At 59.9% G+C, this 15,356-nt stretch carries 11 protein-coding genes and 1 other RNA gene; 8 read left to right on the top strand and 4 right to left on the bottom strand.

The window, feature by feature from the left end; translation table 11 throughout:
* Positions 1 to 303 precede the first annotated feature (303 nt).
* The 6 genes from EJD88_RS18820 (at position 304) to EJD88_RS18845 (ending at position 10,257) form a co-directional block, all read left to right on the top strand.
* Positions 304 to 1,986 carry a fatty acid--CoA ligase gene (locus EJD88_RS18820; protein WP_158878725.1) on the top strand — a complete coding sequence of 561 codons (1,683 nt, stop codon included), beginning with the start codon at positions 304 to 306 and terminating at the stop codon, positions 1,984 to 1,986.
* 331 nt (positions 1,987 to 2,317) lie between these two features.
* Positions 2,318 to 4,186 carry a DUF1302 domain-containing protein gene (locus EJD88_RS18825; RefSeq protein ID WP_158878726.1) on the top strand — a complete coding sequence of 623 codons (1,869 nt, stop codon included), beginning with the start codon at positions 2,318 to 2,320 and terminating at the stop codon, positions 4,184 to 4,186.
* Between the two features lie 30 nt (positions 4,187 to 4,216).
* Positions 4,217 to 5,581 carry a DUF1329 domain-containing protein gene (locus EJD88_RS18830; RefSeq protein ID WP_099584904.1) on the top strand — a complete coding sequence of 455 codons (1,365 nt, stop codon included), beginning with the start codon at positions 4,217 to 4,219 and terminating at the stop codon, positions 5,579 to 5,581.
* Between the two features lie 243 nt (positions 5,582 to 5,824).
* Entirely contained in the window at positions 5,825 to 8,554 is a 2,730-nt protein-coding gene (locus EJD88_RS18835) for a LuxR C-terminal-related transcriptional regulator (RefSeq protein WP_158878727.1), read from the top strand.
* 93 nt (positions 8,555 to 8,647) lie between these two features.
* Positions 8,648 to 9,292, top strand: a complete 645-nt coding sequence (locus tag EJD88_RS18840) for an MBL fold metallo-hydrolase (protein ID WP_158878728.1) — start codon at positions 8,648 to 8,650, stop codon at positions 9,290 to 9,292.
* Positions 9,293 to 9,492: 200 nt separating this feature from the next.
* Complete coding sequence (locus EJD88_RS18845; RefSeq protein ID WP_099584907.1) at positions 9,493 to 10,257, top strand: OmpA family protein; 765 nt, start codon at positions 9,493 to 9,495, stop codon at positions 10,255 to 10,257.
* Positions 10,258 to 10,323: 66 nt separating this feature from the next.
* Here the strand turns inward: EJD88_RS18845 and EJD88_RS18850 are convergent, their stop codons facing one another.
* The 4 genes from EJD88_RS18850 to EJD88_RS18865 form a co-directional block, all read right to left on the bottom strand.
* The gene (locus EJD88_RS18850; RefSeq protein WP_032886311.1) at positions 10,324 to 10,905 is read right to left on the bottom strand and encodes a BON domain-containing protein; all 582 of its coding nucleotides are present in this window, start codon (positions 10,903 to 10,905) and stop codon (positions 10,324 to 10,326) included.
* The gene (locus EJD88_RS18855; RefSeq protein ID WP_007904374.1) at positions 10,902 to 11,495 is read right to left on the bottom strand and encodes a phosphoheptose isomerase; all 594 of its coding nucleotides are present in this window, start codon (positions 11,493 to 11,495) and stop codon (positions 10,902 to 10,904) included. The genes EJD88_RS18850 and EJD88_RS18855 overlap by 4 nt, the downstream gene beginning before the upstream one ends.
* A gap of 92 nt (positions 11,496 to 11,587) precedes the next feature.
* Positions 11,588 to 11,959: a YraN family protein gene (locus EJD88_RS18860; RefSeq protein ID WP_099584908.1), complete on the bottom strand. Its 372-nt coding sequence runs from the start codon at positions 11,957 to 11,959 to the stop codon at positions 11,588 to 11,590.
* Positions 11,959 to 13,770 (bottom strand): penicillin-binding protein activator, encoded by a 1,812-nt coding sequence (locus EJD88_RS18865; protein ID WP_112193521.1) that lies wholly within the window; start codon positions 13,768 to 13,770, stop codon positions 11,959 to 11,961. Before EJD88_RS18865 ends, EJD88_RS18860 begins: the two co-directional genes overlap by 1 nt.
* A gap of 187 nt (positions 13,771 to 13,957) precedes the next feature.
* Here EJD88_RS18865 and rsmI point away from each other — a divergent pair, with 187 nt between their 5' ends.
* Together rsmI and rnpB are read left to right on the top strand one after the other, a co-directional pair.
* Entirely contained in the window at positions 13,958 to 14,863 is a 906-nt protein-coding gene (gene rsmI / locus EJD88_RS18870) for a 16S rRNA (cytidine(1402)-2'-O)-methyltransferase (RefSeq protein WP_160385005.1), read from the top strand.
* Positions 14,864 to 14,959: 96 nt separating this feature from the next.
* An RNA gene (gene rnpB / locus EJD88_RS18875) (RNase P RNA component class A) lies at positions 14,960 to 15,313 on the top strand.
* Positions 15,314 to 15,356: the final 43 nt, after the last annotated feature.

Consider the following 15,356-nt stretch of genomic DNA (forward strand, 5'->3'; position numbering starts at 1 on the left):
CAAATTCGCCATGGTGCTTCACTCGATGTCTGCAATAGGGCAACCCAGAGACATCCATAAGTCCCTGGATTGGCGAAGTCACAGAGAGTAAAGAGTTGCTATCCGTGGCGAATGTCGGAAGGTTCGCCTTTTAGTGAAGGTTGCTTCCTGATCCTTTTTGCTCAGTTGGCAAAGCGAATACTGGCTCAAAGCCAGTATTCTCCCCCCTCTGCAAATCATTCCTTTGGCTGATTTGGCTGAAACATAAGCGCTCTACAGTGCAGATCGTTCACCCAAGACCGTGCAGTCATAAAAGGGATTCGTATGTTGCAGACCCGTGTTATTCCCCCCGCCGAAGGCGCGTACCAATATCCACTGTTGATCAAGCGCCTGCTGATGTCCGGTGCTCGCTACGAAAAGACCCGGGAAATCGTCTATCGCGACAAGCTGCGCTACACCTACCCGACCTTGATCGAACGGGTCGCACGCCTGGCCAATGTGCTGACCGAAGCCGGGGTCAAGGCCGGTGACACCGTGGCAGTGATGGATTGGGACAGCCATCGCTACCTGGAATGCATGTTCGCCATCCCGATGATCGGCGCGGTGATCCACACCATCAACGTGCGCCTGTCGCCGGAGCAAATTCTCTACACCATGAATCACGCCGAAGACCGCTTTGTGCTGGTCAACAGTGAGTTCGTGGGCCTGTACCAGGCCATCGCCGGGCAGCTCACTACCGTCGACAAGACCCTGCTGCTCACTGATGGCGAATCAAAGACTGCCGAGCTGCCGAATCTGGTGGGCGAGTATGAAACCCTGCTCGCCGCCGCCAGCCCCAAGTATGACTTCGAGGATTTCGACGAGCATTCCGTCGCGACCACCTTCTACACCACCGGCACCACCGGCAATCCCAAGGGCGTGTACTTCACCCATCGCCAACTGGTACTGCACACCATCGGCGTGGCGACCATCATGGGCAGCATCGACAGCGTGCGCCTGCTGGGCACCAACGACGTGTACATGCCGATCACGCCGATGTTTCACGTGCACGCCTGGGGCCTGCCGTATGTGGCGACCATGCTTGGCCTGAAGCAGGTCTACCCTGGCCGCTACGACCCGGAATACCTGGTGGAGCTGTGGCGCAAGGAAAAGGTCACCTTCTCCCACTGTGTGCCGACCATCCTGCAAATGGTGCTCAACGCCAAGTCCGCCCAAGGCGTGGATTTTGCCGGCTGGAAAATCGTCATCGGCGGCAGCGCACTCAATCGCTCGCTGTATGAGGCGGCGAAGGCGCGTGGGATTCAACTGACCGCCGCGTACGGAATGTCCGAGACTGGCCCGTTGGTGTCCTGCGCCCATCTCAACGAAGAGCTGCTGGCCGGCAGCGAAGACGAGCGCATCACCTATCGCATCAAAGCCGGCGTGCCCGGACCGTTGGTGGAAGCGGCGATCATGGACACTGAGGGTAACTTCCTGCCGGCCGACGGCGAGTCCCAGGGCGAGTTGGTGTTGCGTGCGCCTTGGCTCAGCGAAGGTTATTTCAACGAGCCGCAGAAGGGCGCCGAGCTGTGGGCTGGCGGCTGGATGCACACCGGCGACGTGGCCACGCTGGATGCATTTGGTGTGATCGATATCCGCGACCGCATCAAGGACGTGATCAAGACCGGCGGCGAGTGGATCTCCTCACTGGCCCTCGAAGACCTGGTCAGCCGTCACCCGGCGGTACGCGAAGTAGCGGTGGTGGGCATCGCCGATCCGCAGTGGGGCGAGCGCCCGTTTGCGCTGTTGGTGGTGCATGATGGCCATATGATAGGGGCCCGCGAGCTCAAGGAACACCTCAAGCCTTTTGTCGAATTGGGCCATTTGAGCAAGTGGGCGATTCCAAGCCAGATCGCCGTTGTTACTGAAATTCCCAAGACCAGTGTCGGCAAACTCGATAAAAAACGTATCCGTATCGACATCATCGAATGGCAGGCCAACAACAGTACCTTCCTGTCCACTCTCTGATGCCCCTCGCCGTGCCCGTTCGGGCACGGCAATGCTCTATCTTGCGCCTCTACTTGTGATTTGCCGATTTTCAGCCATCCTCTCCGCGTCGGCCTTTGCCGACATGGCGAAAGGGCTGTGGCAGACGGGTCGGTGATGCGAATCACACTTTAGAGGGATCAAGCGGTACCCCCTGCTGGCTATAGTCCTACTCAGAGTTTTTCAAGGATGCGTCGCTTCGGGCCATGGAGGTTCAGTTGCCAGGGCGGCATTGGAATCGTTGTATTCCGGCCGTTACAAGCATCACAAAAGAACTCACTGCCATAACAATAATGCACATGGAGTAGCGTCGATGACCTCAGTAAACCAGTTCTGGCGCCGGGCAAGATTGCCATTGGCCGTCAGCCTCGCCTCTACGCTCGCCGGGCCCGCATTCGGCGTCAGTTTCAATATCGGTGAAATCGAAGGGAGTTTTGACTCGTCGCTCTCTGTGGGGGCGAGCTGGTCGACAGCCAAGCCTGACCGGGATCTTATCGGCGTCAACAACGGTGGCAAGGGGTTGTCCCAGACCTCCGATGACGGTCACTTGAACTTCAAACGTGGCGAAACGTTCTCGAAGATCTTCAAGGGGATTCATGACCTGGAGCTGAAGTACGGCGATACCGGCGTATTTGTGCGTGGCAAGTACTGGTACGACTTCGAACTCAAGGACGAGAGCCGCGAGTTCAAGGACATCAGCGATAACAATCGCAAAGAGGGCGCCAAGTCTTCCGGTGGGCAGATACTCGATGCGTTTATCTACCACAACTATTCCATTGCCGATCAGCCCGGCAACGTGCGGTTCGGTAAGCAAGTCGTTAGCTGGGGTGAAAGCACCTTCATTGGCGGCGGCATCAACTCCGTTAACCCAATTGATGTGTCCGCATTCCGTCGTCCGGGTGCAGAAATCAAGGAAGGCTTGATTCCGGTCAACATGTTCTATGTGTCGCAAACCCTGACCGATAACTTGTCGGCGGAAGCTTTTTATCAGTTGGAATGGGACCAGACCGTTACGGATAACTGCGGGACGTTCTTCTCGCAGCCTGATGTTATTTCCGATGGCTGTAGTAACAATTTGCGAGTGCTGAACAGCCGTCGCTTCCTGCCTGGCGCAGTACTGCCAGGGCTTGCCGCGAACGGCGTCGACGTCAATAACGAGGGCGTATTGGTGCGCCGCGGCCCTGATCGTGATGCGCGCGACAGTGGTCAGTTCGGTGCAGCGTTCCATTACAACTACGAGCCTCTGGATACAGAGTTCGGCGCATACTTCATGAACTACCACAGTCGCGCTCCGATCTTCAGTGCCCAGGGCGCCCCGCAATCGAAATACACCGGCGCAACGCCAGGTCTGCCTGGTCAATTGCGTCCGTTGGTGGTCGCGGGTAACTCCAATTATTTCGTTGAGTACCCTGAGGACATTCGTCTTTATGGTTTGAGCTTCTCCACAACCTTGCCTACGGGAACCGCGTGGAGTGGCGAGTTTAGTTATCGTCCTAACGCCCCCGTTCAACTGAGCACCACCGACATTCTGTTTGCGGGTGTGAAGCCGCTTGGTGGTCCGGTGCTGGGCAATGCATCGTTGCTGAACGGGGCTCCCGGTCAGGACTTGCATGGTTATCGGCGTAAAGAAATCAGCCAGTTCCAAACGACCTTTACCCACTTCTTCGACCAAGTCATGGGCGCCAGCCGCTTGACCCTGGTGGGTGAAGTCGGCGTAACCCATGTGGGCGGACTGGAGAGCAAGTCTGACGTTCGCTACGGTCGAGACCCTGTCTTCGGCCCTGGATCGCTGCCCAACAACGCCTGTGCGAACTTGAACACGTCTACTGCACAAGGTGGGGGGCTGGCCAATGCCAATAGCTTGAACACTAACTGCAACAATGATGGCTTCACCACCGCCACTTCCTGGGGTTATCGCGGTCGGGCCATCTGGGAATACCCGGATGTGTTCGCTGGCGTCAACCTCAAGCCAAACGTGGCCTGGTCCCATGACGTCAAGGGGTACTCCCCGGGTCCTGGCGCCAACTTCGAAGAAGGCCGCAAGGCCGTCAGCCTTGGCCTGGATGCCGAATATCAGAACACCTACACCGCCAGCCTGGCCTACACCAACTTCTTCGGTGGTGATTTCAGCACGGTGAATGACCGCGACTTCGTCGCCCTGAGCTTCGGCGCGAACTTCTAAGCACACTGTATTTTCAGGAAGAACCAGAACATGAAAATAACCAAAAGTCTGTTGCACGTGGGTGTGCTTGGACTGTCGATCCTGGCGAGCAACGTCATGGCGGCAGTGTCGGCGGATGAAGCCGCCAAGCTGGGCACCAGCCTGACCCCGATGGGCGCTGAAATGGCCGGTAACGCGGCCGGCACCATCCCGAAATGGTCGCCACTGCCGACCAATGCGGGGGCTGTGGATTCTAAAGGTTTCCTGGCCAACCCTTACGCCAGTGAACAGCCGCAATTCACCATCACCGCGCAAAACGTCGAGCAGTACAAAGACAAGCTGGCACCGGGGCAGTACGCGATGTTCAAGCGTTACCCGGAAACCTTCAAGATGCCGGTCTACCCGACCCATCGTGGCGCCACCGTGCCGGCGGCGGTGTTCGACTCCATCAAGAAGAACGCCACCACCACCAACCTGGTGTCCGGCGGCAACGGCCTTGAGAACTTCGAAACGGCCGTGCCGTTCCCGATTCCGAAAACGGGCGTCGAGGTTATCTGGAACCACATCACCCGTTATCGCGGTGGCAGCGTGACCCGCCTGGTGACCCAGGCCACGCCGCAAACCAACGGTTCCTACAGCCTGGTGTACTTCCGCGACCAGTTCGTGTTCCGCGACAAGATGAAGGACTTCGACCCGAAAAACCCAGGCAACGTGCTGTTCTACTTCAAGCAGCAAGTGACCGCGCCGGCGCGCCTGGCCGGTGGTGTGCTGCTGGTGCACGAAACCCTGGACCAGGTGAAGGAGCCGCGTTCGGCGTGGGTCTACAACGCCGGCCAGCGCCGTGTGCGCCGGGCGCCGCAAGTGTCCTATGACGGGCCGGGTACTGCCGCCGATGGCCTGCGTACCTCCGACAACCTCGATATGTACAACGGTGCTCCGGATCGCTACGACTGGAAGCTGGAGGGCAAGAAAGAAATCTACATCGCCTCCAACAGCTACAAGATCGATGATCCGAAGCTCAAGTACGCCGACATCATCAAGGCCGGCCACATCAACCAGGACCTGACACGCTACGAGCTGCGCCGCGTCTGGCACGTGGTCGCCACCTTGAAGGAAGGCCAGCGCCATATCTATGCCAAGCGTGACTTCTTCATCGACGAAGACACCTGGCAAGCTGCGGTGATCGATCACTACGATGGCCGTGGCCAACTGTGGCGCGTCGCCGAAGCCCATGCCGAGAACTACTACGACAAACAAGTACCGTGGTACGCCCTGGAAACCCTCTACGACCTGCAGTCCGGCCGCTACCTGGCCCTGGGCATGAAGAACGAAGAGAAGCAGGCGTATGACTTCGGCTTCACCGCCACCACCAGCGACTTCACCCCAGCGGCCTTGCGCCAGGACGGTGTTCGCTAAGCTGCAGCTGTAACCCAATGTGGGAGGGGGCTTGCCCCCGATAGCAGTGTGACAGTCAGCCTAGGCATTGACTGACCCACCGCCATCGGGAGCAAGCCCCCTCCCACTTTTTTGTTTGTGGCGATATTTTTTGTCGCAGTTCTTTTTCAGGCAAATGTTGCAAAGATCTACAAACCTGCTGCTTTTACCGCTAGTCTGCGGACATCTGCAATGCCGACAACAGCCTTCTACAAGAGCCCGGCGATGACTGATCTGTCCCGAATCCATGGGCCTGCCAGTGTGGTAATCCCGACCCTGGAAGGTCGCTTCTACAGGCCCCCGCTGCCTGACGGCTACGTGCTGCGCCCACGCCTGTGTGAACGGCTGAGCGCCGGCCTCGACGGGCGGTTGCTGTTGGTCAGCGCCCCGGCGGGTTTCGGCAAGAGTTCGTTGGCGGTGGAATTCTGCCAGAGCCTGCCATCCCACTGGCAAAGCCTGTGGCTGGGCCTGAACCCTCGGGACAACGACCCAGGACGCTTCCTTGAGCGTCTGCTCGAAGGGTTGCAGCAGTACTTCCCCGCACTCGGCGCCCAATCCCTGGGCCTGCTGAAAATGCGCCAGCGTCACCAACCTTTTGCCTTTGAAGAATGGCTGGATGGCTTGCTTGATGAGCTGGCGGTCCATCTGTCCACGCGGGCGCCGTTGCTGCTGGTGCTGGACGACTATCACCTGGCCCAGGGCCCGGTGCTGGACCGCTGCCTGCAATTTTTTCTCAATCATCTGCCTGATGGCCTGGTGGTACTGGTCACCAGTCGCCAGCGCCCGGACTGGCATCTGGCACGCTTGCGCCTGTCGCGGCACCTGTTGGAGTTGCACGAGCAAGACCTGCGCCTGACCCATGCCGAATCCCAGGCGCTGTTGGATCGCCACAGCAGTTCCCTGAGCGGTGAGGCCCTCGACAACCTGATCCGCCGCAGCGAAGGCTGGGTGGCGGGACTGCGCTTCTGGCTGCTGGCGGCTTCCGAAGCTGGCAACGAAGGCGCCTTGCCGCAAAACCTGCACGGTGGGGAAGGGCTGATCCGCGATTATTTGCTGGAAGAGGTGATCGACTGCCTGCCGCCCGAAGTGCAGGCGTTCCTGTTCGATACGGCCCCCCAGGATCGTTTCTGCGGCGAATTGTGCGACGCCGTGCGCGAAGCCCATGACAGCGCCGAGATCCTGCGTTACCTGCAAGCCCACCAGGTTTTCCTGGTGCCCTTGGACGAGCAGGGCCATTGGTACCGCTATCATCATTTATTCTCCGACCTGCTGCGCACCCGCCGTGCGAGCAGCAATGTACTGCCGGCCGCCAGCCTGCACCTGCGCGCTTGCCGCTGGTTCAACGGCCAAGGCTTGATCGACGAGGCGGTAGAGCAGGCGTTACGCGCCGGGCACCTGGACGTTGCGGCCAGCCTGGTGCAGAACCTGTCCGAAGAGCAACTGCTGGCCGAGCAGAATGTCGGCATGTTGCTGCGCTGGAAAATGGACTTGCCCGACAGTCTGTTGATCAGCACACCGCGTTTGATTGTGCTGTACAGCTGGGCGTTGGGATTGGCCTGTCAGTTGGATGCCGCGGAAGAACTGTCCGGCTACCTCAGTCGCTTCCTGCCCGCTCCGTCGGCCACGGCGCAAAAGTCGATGCTGGCCCAGTGGCTGGCGCTGAGCGGGATTATCGCCCGTGGCCGGGGTGACCGTGAGTTGACTGAGCGTTATTGCAGCGAGGCCTTGGAAAGTCTGCCGCAACGGCGTTACGGGCAACGACTGGTGTGCCTGTCGACGCTGTCCAACCTGGCGATTGCCAATGGTGACTTGTGGCGCGCCCGTGGGCTGAACCGCGAATCACTGGAGTTGGCGCAGCGCGTCGGCAACCCGTTGTTTGAAGCCTTGGCCCATTACGATCGTGCGCGGGTATTGCAAGCACGCGGCGAAATCCTGCGGGCTCTTGATGAAGTACGCCAGGGCCTGCAACGTTTGCACGGGCTGGCGCCGCAGCGGCTTTACGCGGTACGTGCGCGTTTGTCGTTGTACGAAGGTTATCTGCTGTTGGTGCGCAATCAGCCGGAAGCCGGTATCGCCCATCTGCGCGCAGGCCTGGCGGAGGCGCGCGCCTGTCGCGACATCAGCGTCCTGATTGGCCATTGCGTAATCGCCAGCTTCGAAGGGCGGCGCAATGATTTCTCCAAAGCCTTCGCCGAACTCGCCGAGGCCGAACGCTTGATGCATATCTGGGACGTGCCGCCCATCTACTACCTGGCGATGATCACCCTGATCAAATGCGAGCTGTGGCTGGCCCAGGGCCGCACCGACCTGGCCGACGCCTGGTTGACGCGGCTGGGGCAGACCTACAACGGCGAGCAGGCTGCCGCTGCGCCGGAATTCCACCCGCATTTGCCGCAACATATCGGGCTGCAACAAGCCGCCCTCGATGCCATCCGCCATCAGCCCGATGCGGCATTGCAACGGCTCGACGCACTGGCGCAACAGGCCCATGACAGTGGGCGCCAGATGATTGCCTTGATGGCGCTTACCCAGCAGGCACAGTTGCTGCTGGACGGCGGTCAGGAAGCCAAGGCGCGGCCGGTAGTGGCGCGAGCGCTTGAGGCCGGTGCCGGAGGAGCGTTGCAACCTTTCCAGAGGCTGCTGGAAAACCACCCGGACTGGATGCGCGAGCAACTTGGCAAGGATCCCCAGGGCGTGCTGAGTCAGAGCCTTGTGGTGCTGCTGCCCGTCGTTGTGGCGGCTGACGTGTCACCTAACCATGAGGCCCTGAGCGCCCGGGAACTGGCCGTGTTGCAACTCATTGCCCAAGGCTGCTCCAACCAGGAAATCAGCAACCGACTGTTTATCTCATTGCACACCGTCAAGACCCACGCCAGCCACATCAACAGCAAGCTTGGCGTGGAGCGACGCACCCAGGCGGTGGCGCGGGCGCAGGAGCTTAGGTTGATTGGCTAGCGTGTTTACTCGCGCTGGAGCGGCAAGCGCTCCCCTTCTGTTTTAATAGTGCGTTTACTTCAGCGCTATTTGATTTGCACCCGAGGACTGCCCATGGAACCCACAACGCCCGCGCTCATCCGCGAAACCTTCCCCGTCGGGCCCCTGCAATGCAACTGCACCATCATCGGCGATCCCGTCACCAAAAAAGCCATCGTGGTCGACCCCGGCGGCAACCATGAGCTGATCCTGGCACGCCTCGACGCGCTGGGCCTCAAGGTTGTGAGCATCATCCACACCCATGCCCACCTCGATCACTTCCTGGCATCCGGCCAGTTGAAAGAGAAAACCGGCGCCACGTTGCACCTGCACAAGGAAGATCAGTTCCTGTGGGACAACCTGGAAATGCAGTGCCAGATGTTTCGCGTGCCTTATACCCCGGTGCCGTCGCCGGACCGGTGGCTGGAAGATGACGAAGAATTGGCCTGCGGCTGCGGCGTAGCCTTGCATACTCCGGGTCACACGCCGGGGTCGATGAGTTTCTGGTTTGCCGATGCCAAGCTGCTGATCGCCGGCGACACGCTTTTCCGGCGTGGCGTGGGGCGCACGGATTTGTGGGGTGGGGACCAGGCCACTATCGTGCGCTCGATCAAACAGCGGCTTTACACGCTGGACGAGGGCGCCACGGTGGTCACCGGTCACGGGCCGGATACGCGCTTGGGCGAGGAGATGCGCGAGAATCCATTTGTGCGGGCTTGAGGGGCAATCTGTTGTAGCAAAAACGCAGGTCGCGTTCAGCTGAGATCTGCTACGTTTTCTATAGCGGTAATGTGGCTAACCTTTTGTTACAGCTGCGCGAGTGGTCACGGAATTTTTGCCATTTGTCGTGTTCAAAACTCGGCACTGGTCCATTGCCAATGTCCTCTGCACCACAGAATGCAAAAGTAGGAGCTCTCTTCATGTTCACTCCGCGTCGTCTGCTTGTTGTCGCCACCGCCGTAGCCCTGTTGTCCGGCTGCGCTTCACCTAATCCTTATGACGGCAGCAGCCAGGGACAGGCGAATAATGAATCCAGCGGTATGAGCAAAACCGCCAAGTACGGCGGCCTTGGTGCTCTGGCCGGTGCATTGGCCGGTGCTGCCATCGACCATAACAACCGTGGCAAGGGCGCACTGATCGGTGCGGTGGTTGCAGGTGCTGGCGCAGCGGGTTACGGCTACTACGCCGACCAGCAGGAAAAGAAACTGCGCGAGAGCATGGCCAACACCGGGGTTGAAGTGCAGCGTCAAGGCGATCAGATCAAGCTGATCATGCCGGGCAACATCACCTTTGCCACCAACTCCGACGCGATCTCCAGCAGCTTCTATCAGCCGCTGAACAACCTGGCCAACTCCCTCAAGCAGTTCAACCAGAACACCATCCAGATCGTGGGCTACACCGACAGTACCGGTAGCCGCCAGCTGAACATGGACCTGTCCCAGCGTCGTGCGCAGAGCGTGGCCAACTACCTGACCTCCCAAGGCGTCAACGGTGCCAACCTGAGCGCACGAGGTGCCGGCCCGGATAACCCGATTGCCAGCAATGCCGACGTTAACGGTCGCGCCCAGAACCGTCGCGTAGAGGTCAACCTTGGGCCAATTCCAGGTCAGCAATACGGCGGTCAGCAGCAGGCGCCTCAACAAAACAACCAGTTCCAGGGCAACCCGTACCAGCAGTACCAGTAAACAGCGAAATAAAAAGGGCGCCGTGCAATCAATGCACGGCGCCCTTTTTTGTGCCTGTCGGTTACATCAGTCGATGTATTCGAACACCTTCACGATTTTCTGCACGCCGGATACACCCTGTACCAGGTTGGAGGCTCGGGTGGCTTCTGCCTGTGTCAGCAAGCCCATCAGGTACACGATGCCGTTGTCTGTCACGACCTTGATCCGCGAGCCAGGGATCGCGTTGTCGGTCAGCATCTGTGCCTTGATCTTGGTGGTCAGCAGCGCGTCGTTGCTGATGGCCAGCAGGGTGATAGGGTCCATGACCTGCAATTCGTTGTGGACCTTCTTGACCCGCTGAACCGAGGCGGCTGCTTGTTCTGCTTGAGCCTTGAGATCGGCCCGCGGGGTTTGACCGGCGAGCAGTACGACACCGTTGAAGCTGGTGACGACGATGCGCGACGCACCGTTGCCCAGATCCGTGGCGGCTTTGGCGACGTTGACTTCCACCTTGGTTTCGATCAACGAGTCGTCGATCTTGCTGCCGAAGGTGCGGGTGCCCTTGTCATCCTGAATAGGGGTGTCACGTGTTGCAGTGATCGCCGTGCTGCAGCCGCTGATGCCGAGGCACAGCGTAATGGCCAAGAGGCCGAGGCGGTTAACGGTCATTCTTCACTCCCAAACAGTTGGCTGTCGATCAGATCGCACAGGCAGTGGATCGCCAGCAGGTGGACTTCCTGAATACGTGCGGTGACATTGGCCGGGACGCGAATTTCAACATCTTCGGGCAGCAGCAGCGAGGCCATGCCGCCGCCATCGCGTCCGGTCAATGCTACGACAATCATTTCGCGATCATGTGCGGCCTGGATCGCTTGAATAATATTCGCCGAGTTGCCGCTGGTGGAAATCGCCAGCAGGACATCGCCCGGTTGGCCCAGGGCGCGGATCTGCTTGGAGAAGATTTCGTTGTAGCTGTAGTCGTTGGCAATCGAGGTGATCGTCGACGAATCGGTCGTCAAGGCGATAGCCGGCAGGCTCGGACGCTCACGCTCGAAGCGGTTGAGCAGCTCGGACGAGAAATGCTGGGCATCGCCAGCCGAACCGCCGTTGCCGCACGAAAGCATTTTGCCCTCGTTTAGCAAGGCATTGACCATGACCTGACTGGCTTGCTCGATGTGCGGTGCAAGTACGTCCATCGCCTGTTGCTTGGTGTCGATGCTGGCCTGGAAAAGCTGGCGAATTCGGGATTGCATGTCCATCTGTGTGACCTTAAGTAGCGCGGCTGTTTGGCACAGGAATGTGCAGCCCGCAAAGCAAAGAGCAAAAGTGTGCGGTGAAGATGTCCGGTGAGTCAGCTGTCGAAGGCATCTTTGAGCCAGTTCAGATCAGCCTTGCCAGACGGTGTGCTTTCTATGGCAACCACGTCGAAACGGCAGGGGGCGTCGGCCCACCGATGCTCTTTTTGCAGGAAAAACTGCGCGGCGAGTATCAGCTTCTGACGCTTGCGCCCGTCGATACTGGCGAGCGCGCCACCCCATTGTGCGTGTTTTCTGTAGCGGACTTCGACGAATACTACTGTATCGCCGTCAAGCATGACCAGATCAAGCTCGCCGCGTTTACACAACCAGTTCTGCGCCAGCAGGCGCAGACCCTGTTGCTGCAAGTGTTGCAGAGCTTGAAGTTCGGCATCCTTGCCGCATTGCGCGCTGGTCCGCTCGGGCATCAGCGCGGTGTGTCCGGCAGGCGTTGGACCTCGCCACCGACGAACTTGGCCCAAGGCATCTGGCGATCGACGCGCTGGTTGGCGCTGATACCCAGGTTGCCCGAAAGACCGTCAACCCGTGTATCCGGCAGCGCCTTGAGCTGGCCCAGGCGTGGTGCGAGGCGGTAGGCGTCGACGCCCATTGCATACAGGCGACCAAGGCTGCCATTGGCTTGCGGCCATTGTGCAGCAACCTGGTTACGCAGCGGATCGGTGGTGTTGAGCAGCCAAGGTGTTTCGCAGAACATCACGTTGGTCATGTCCAGATACTGGTTGCGGTCACCGCTGGCGCTGAACACGTGGGACGTTGCGTAGACCGGCACATCGCCGGCGTACTGGAAGTTCAGGGTCGGCTTGATCTGCTGGGCCAACTGCGGGGTGACGGCCAGGAAGATGAACTCGATGTCCTGGCGACGCGACGGTTGTGCCGCTACGTCGGTGCCCACGGTACTTTGCAGGCTCTTGGCGCGGCCTTCGCTTTTACGCAGTTGGAACAGATCGGCAATCTGCTGGGCCAGGGCGACCGGCTGGTCGACATACTCGACACCCATAACGGTGCCGCCATTGGCTTCCCAGTCCTGGCGGAACGCCTTGTAGACGCGCTCACCCCATTCGCCACGCGGCACCATCGCGGCTGCGCGATGCAGGCCGTCGGCACGGGCACGGCGCGATACTTCGCGGGCTTCGTCTTCAGCGGCCAGCCCGAACTGGAACAATTGCGCAGGGCCTTGATCGGTTTCGCTGTAGTTCAGCGCCAGTGTGGTGATCGGCAGTTGCGGGCGCGCACTGAGCTGTTTGACCAGCGGCTTCTCCAGTGGGCCGACAACCAATTGCACGCCGGCGGCCTGGGCCTTGGCGTAGAAGTCGTCGATGGAGGTCAGGCGCGAGCTGTCATAGAACTCGATCACCGGCGGCTTCTGGCCGGCTTGTTCAGCCTGGTAGTGAGCCGCCATGAAGCCTTCGCGCAACGCCTTGCCGACGGAGGCCAGCGGGCCTTCTTGTGGCAGCAGCAGGGCGATCTTGTTCAGGGGTTGGCTCGCCAGTTCCTTGAGTTTGGTCAGCGGCGTAGGCAACTGCACGGCGGCCGGGTGGCCCGGATTCTGCGCACGCCAGGTGTCGATAGCCGCCTGTTGTTGCTCCAGCGTACCGGCGCCCTTGACCGCCTGGGCCAGGGTGATCCAGCCGTCCAGGATCGGGGTGCCGCTGGCTTGCAGCTGTTCGGCCGGCAGTGCGGCAATCAGCGTCCAGATGGCTTCGTGATTACTGTTGGCGGCCTCGCCAGTCAGTAGTGGCGCCATCGCGACCCTCTCGCGGGCAGCGGCGAGGGTCTGGCCATCGGCTTCGTAAGCGCGGGCATGCACGGTACCGGTGCGGATCTGCTGTTCGGTCGGCAGATCCTTCAGGCTTTGCAGGCTTGGGTGGTTCAAGGCCGTCAGCGCGGCTTTGGGCTGGTTGCGCGCCATGGCCAGTTCGGCGGCCAGTGTGCTGGCAAATACTTGTGCGGCTGGCTTGAGGGTATCCAGGGGTACTTGTGCAAGAATCTGCGATGAGCGGCCGGGATTGTTCTGTTTGTAGGCCATGTCTGCCGCACTCAGGCGCAGCAATGCGGCCTTTTCTGGCGTCTTGGCGGTGGTGGCCTGTTCGAGCAGTTGCTCGATACTGGCATCCGGGGTCCGTGGAAGTTCGCCAAGGCTGGACGAGGGCGAGCTGGCGCAAGCCGCCAGTAAGGCAGCGAGGCAGAGGGCGGAGAGCAGCCGCAGGCAAGCGATCATGTAAGTGTTCCTGATACCGATCAAATTAGCGTGGAATTGTACCCAAGCACTGGCCCAGGCGCGATGTTACTGGCGTGAAACCGTCGATTTAGGTCGTGCAAATGTTGCTATTGGGCTGCCGTTGGCAATCGGCGGCTGAAAAGGCGTCGGCCGTGATGGCATATTTTCAAGGCGTCTACGCGCTACAATGTGGCTTTTGCCAACCATCGAGGTGTGCGTTTTGACTGCTCCAGGTCCTTTGAATTCCACTGCAGGCTCGCTTTTTGTCGTGGCGACGCCCATTGGCAACCTGGACGACATCAGTGCCCGGGCGCTGAAAGTGTTGCGCGAGGTTAAATTGATCGCGGCGGAAGACACGCGGCACTCCCAACGGTTGATGCAGCATTTTGGTATCAGCACGCCATTAGCCGCGTGCCACGAGCATAACGAACGCGAAGAAGGCAGCCGCTTTATCGTACGCCTGCTGGCCGGTGACGATGTGGCGCTGATCTCCGACGCGGGCACGCCGCTGATTTCCGATCCGGGTTACCACTTGGTTCGCCAGGCGCGGGCCGCTGGTATCAATGTAGTGCCTGTTCCGGGGGCGTGCGCGCTGATTGCTGCATTGTCGGCGGCAGGCCTGCCTTCGGACCGCTTCATCTTCGAGGGTTTCCTGCCGGCCAAGGCGGTGGGGCGGCGTGCGCGCCTTGAGGCGGTAAAGGAAGAGCCACGGACCCTGATCTTCTACGAAGCGCCGCACCGCATCCTTGAATGTCTGCAGGATATGGAATTGGTGTTCGGCGGCGCGCGCCTGGCATTGCTGGCCCGTGAACTGACCAAAACCTTCGAAACCCTCAAGGGGCTGCCGCTGGAGGAACTGCGCGCGTTTGTCGAAGGTGACAGCAATCAGCAGCGCGGCGAGTGTGTGGTGCTGGTGGCGGGCTGGACGGCGCCGGAAGCCGAAGATGCAGTCGGCAGCGAGGCCATGCGTATCCTGGACCTGCTGCTCAAGGAAATGCCCCTCAAGCGTGCCGCAGCCTTGGCGGCGGAAATCACCGGCTTACGCAAGAACGTGTTGTATCAAGTCGCGCTGGATAAACAAAAAGCTGAATAGTTCCGGGGTTATAGCTGTATCTCGTCTGAACGTGATGGCGATGCTGCACTTTTAGTACTTGTCCTGAGGCCGCCGTGCCGTTAACCTGCGCGGCGGAGAGTCGATTGGACAGTCGCTGCCCTCTATGAAAATTAGGGGGGGGAGGAAAGTCCGGGCTCCATAGGGCGAAGTGCCAGGTAATGCCTGGGAGGCGTGAGCCTACGGAAAGTGCCACAGAAAATAACCGCCTAAGCACTTCGGTGCCGGTAAGGGTGAAAAGGTGCGGTAAGAGCGCACCGCACGACTGGCAACAGTTCGTGGCTAGGTAAACCCCACTTGGAGCAAGACCAAATAGGGTCCCAAGGCGTGGCCCGCGCTGGGACCGGGTAGGTTGCTAAAGGTGTCCAGTGATGGCCATCGTAGACGAATGACTGTTCAAGACAGAACCCGGCTTACAGATCGACTCTCCACCTTTTTCCCTCTGCCTGAATCTCAGGCAGAAACTCGGTAGTAG

This window comes from Pseudomonas sp. PB105 (assembly GCF_009764655.1).
Taxonomy (GTDB): domain Bacteria; phylum Pseudomonadota; class Gammaproteobacteria; order Pseudomonadales; family Pseudomonadaceae; genus Aquipseudomonas; species Aquipseudomonas cyclaminis.

Coding starts and splice junctions, on each gene's coding strand:
- EJD88_RS18855 (WP_007904374.1), bottom strand. CDS start 11,495: ATGGACATGCAATCCCGAATTCGCCAGCTTTTCCAGGCCAGCATCGAC.
- EJD88_RS18850 (WP_032886311.1), bottom strand. CDS start 10,905: ATGACCGTTAACCGCCTCGGCCTCTTGGCCATTACGCTGTGCCTCGGC.
- EJD88_RS18830 (WP_099584904.1), top strand. CDS start 4,217: ATGAAAATAACCAAAAGTCTGTTGCACGTGGGTGTGCTTGGACTGTCG.
- EJD88_RS18820 (WP_158878725.1), top strand. CDS start 304: ATGTTGCAGACCCGTGTTATTCCCCCCGCCGAAGGCGCGTACCAATAT.
- EJD88_RS18865 (WP_112193521.1), bottom strand. CDS start 13,770: ATGATCGCTTGCCTGCGGCTGCTCTCCGCCCTCTGCCTCGCTGCCTTA.
- EJD88_RS18860 (WP_099584908.1), bottom strand. CDS start 11,959: ATGCCCGAGCGGACCAGCGCGCAATGCGGCAAGGATGCCGAACTTCAA.
- rsmI (WP_160385005.1), top strand. CDS start 13,958: ATGTGGCTTTTGCCAACCATCGAGGTGTGCGTTTTGACTGCTCCAGGT.
- EJD88_RS18825 (WP_158878726.1), top strand. CDS start 2,318: ATGACCTCAGTAAACCAGTTCTGGCGCCGGGCAAGATTGCCATTGGCC.
- EJD88_RS18845 (WP_099584907.1), top strand. CDS start 9,493: ATGTTCACTCCGCGTCGTCTGCTTGTTGTCGCCACCGCCGTAGCCCTG.
- EJD88_RS18835 (WP_158878727.1), top strand. CDS start 5,825: ATGACTGATCTGTCCCGAATCCATGGGCCTGCCAGTGTGGTAATCCCG.
- EJD88_RS18840 (WP_158878728.1), top strand. CDS start 8,648: ATGGAACCCACAACGCCCGCGCTCATCCGCGAAACCTTCCCCGTCGGG.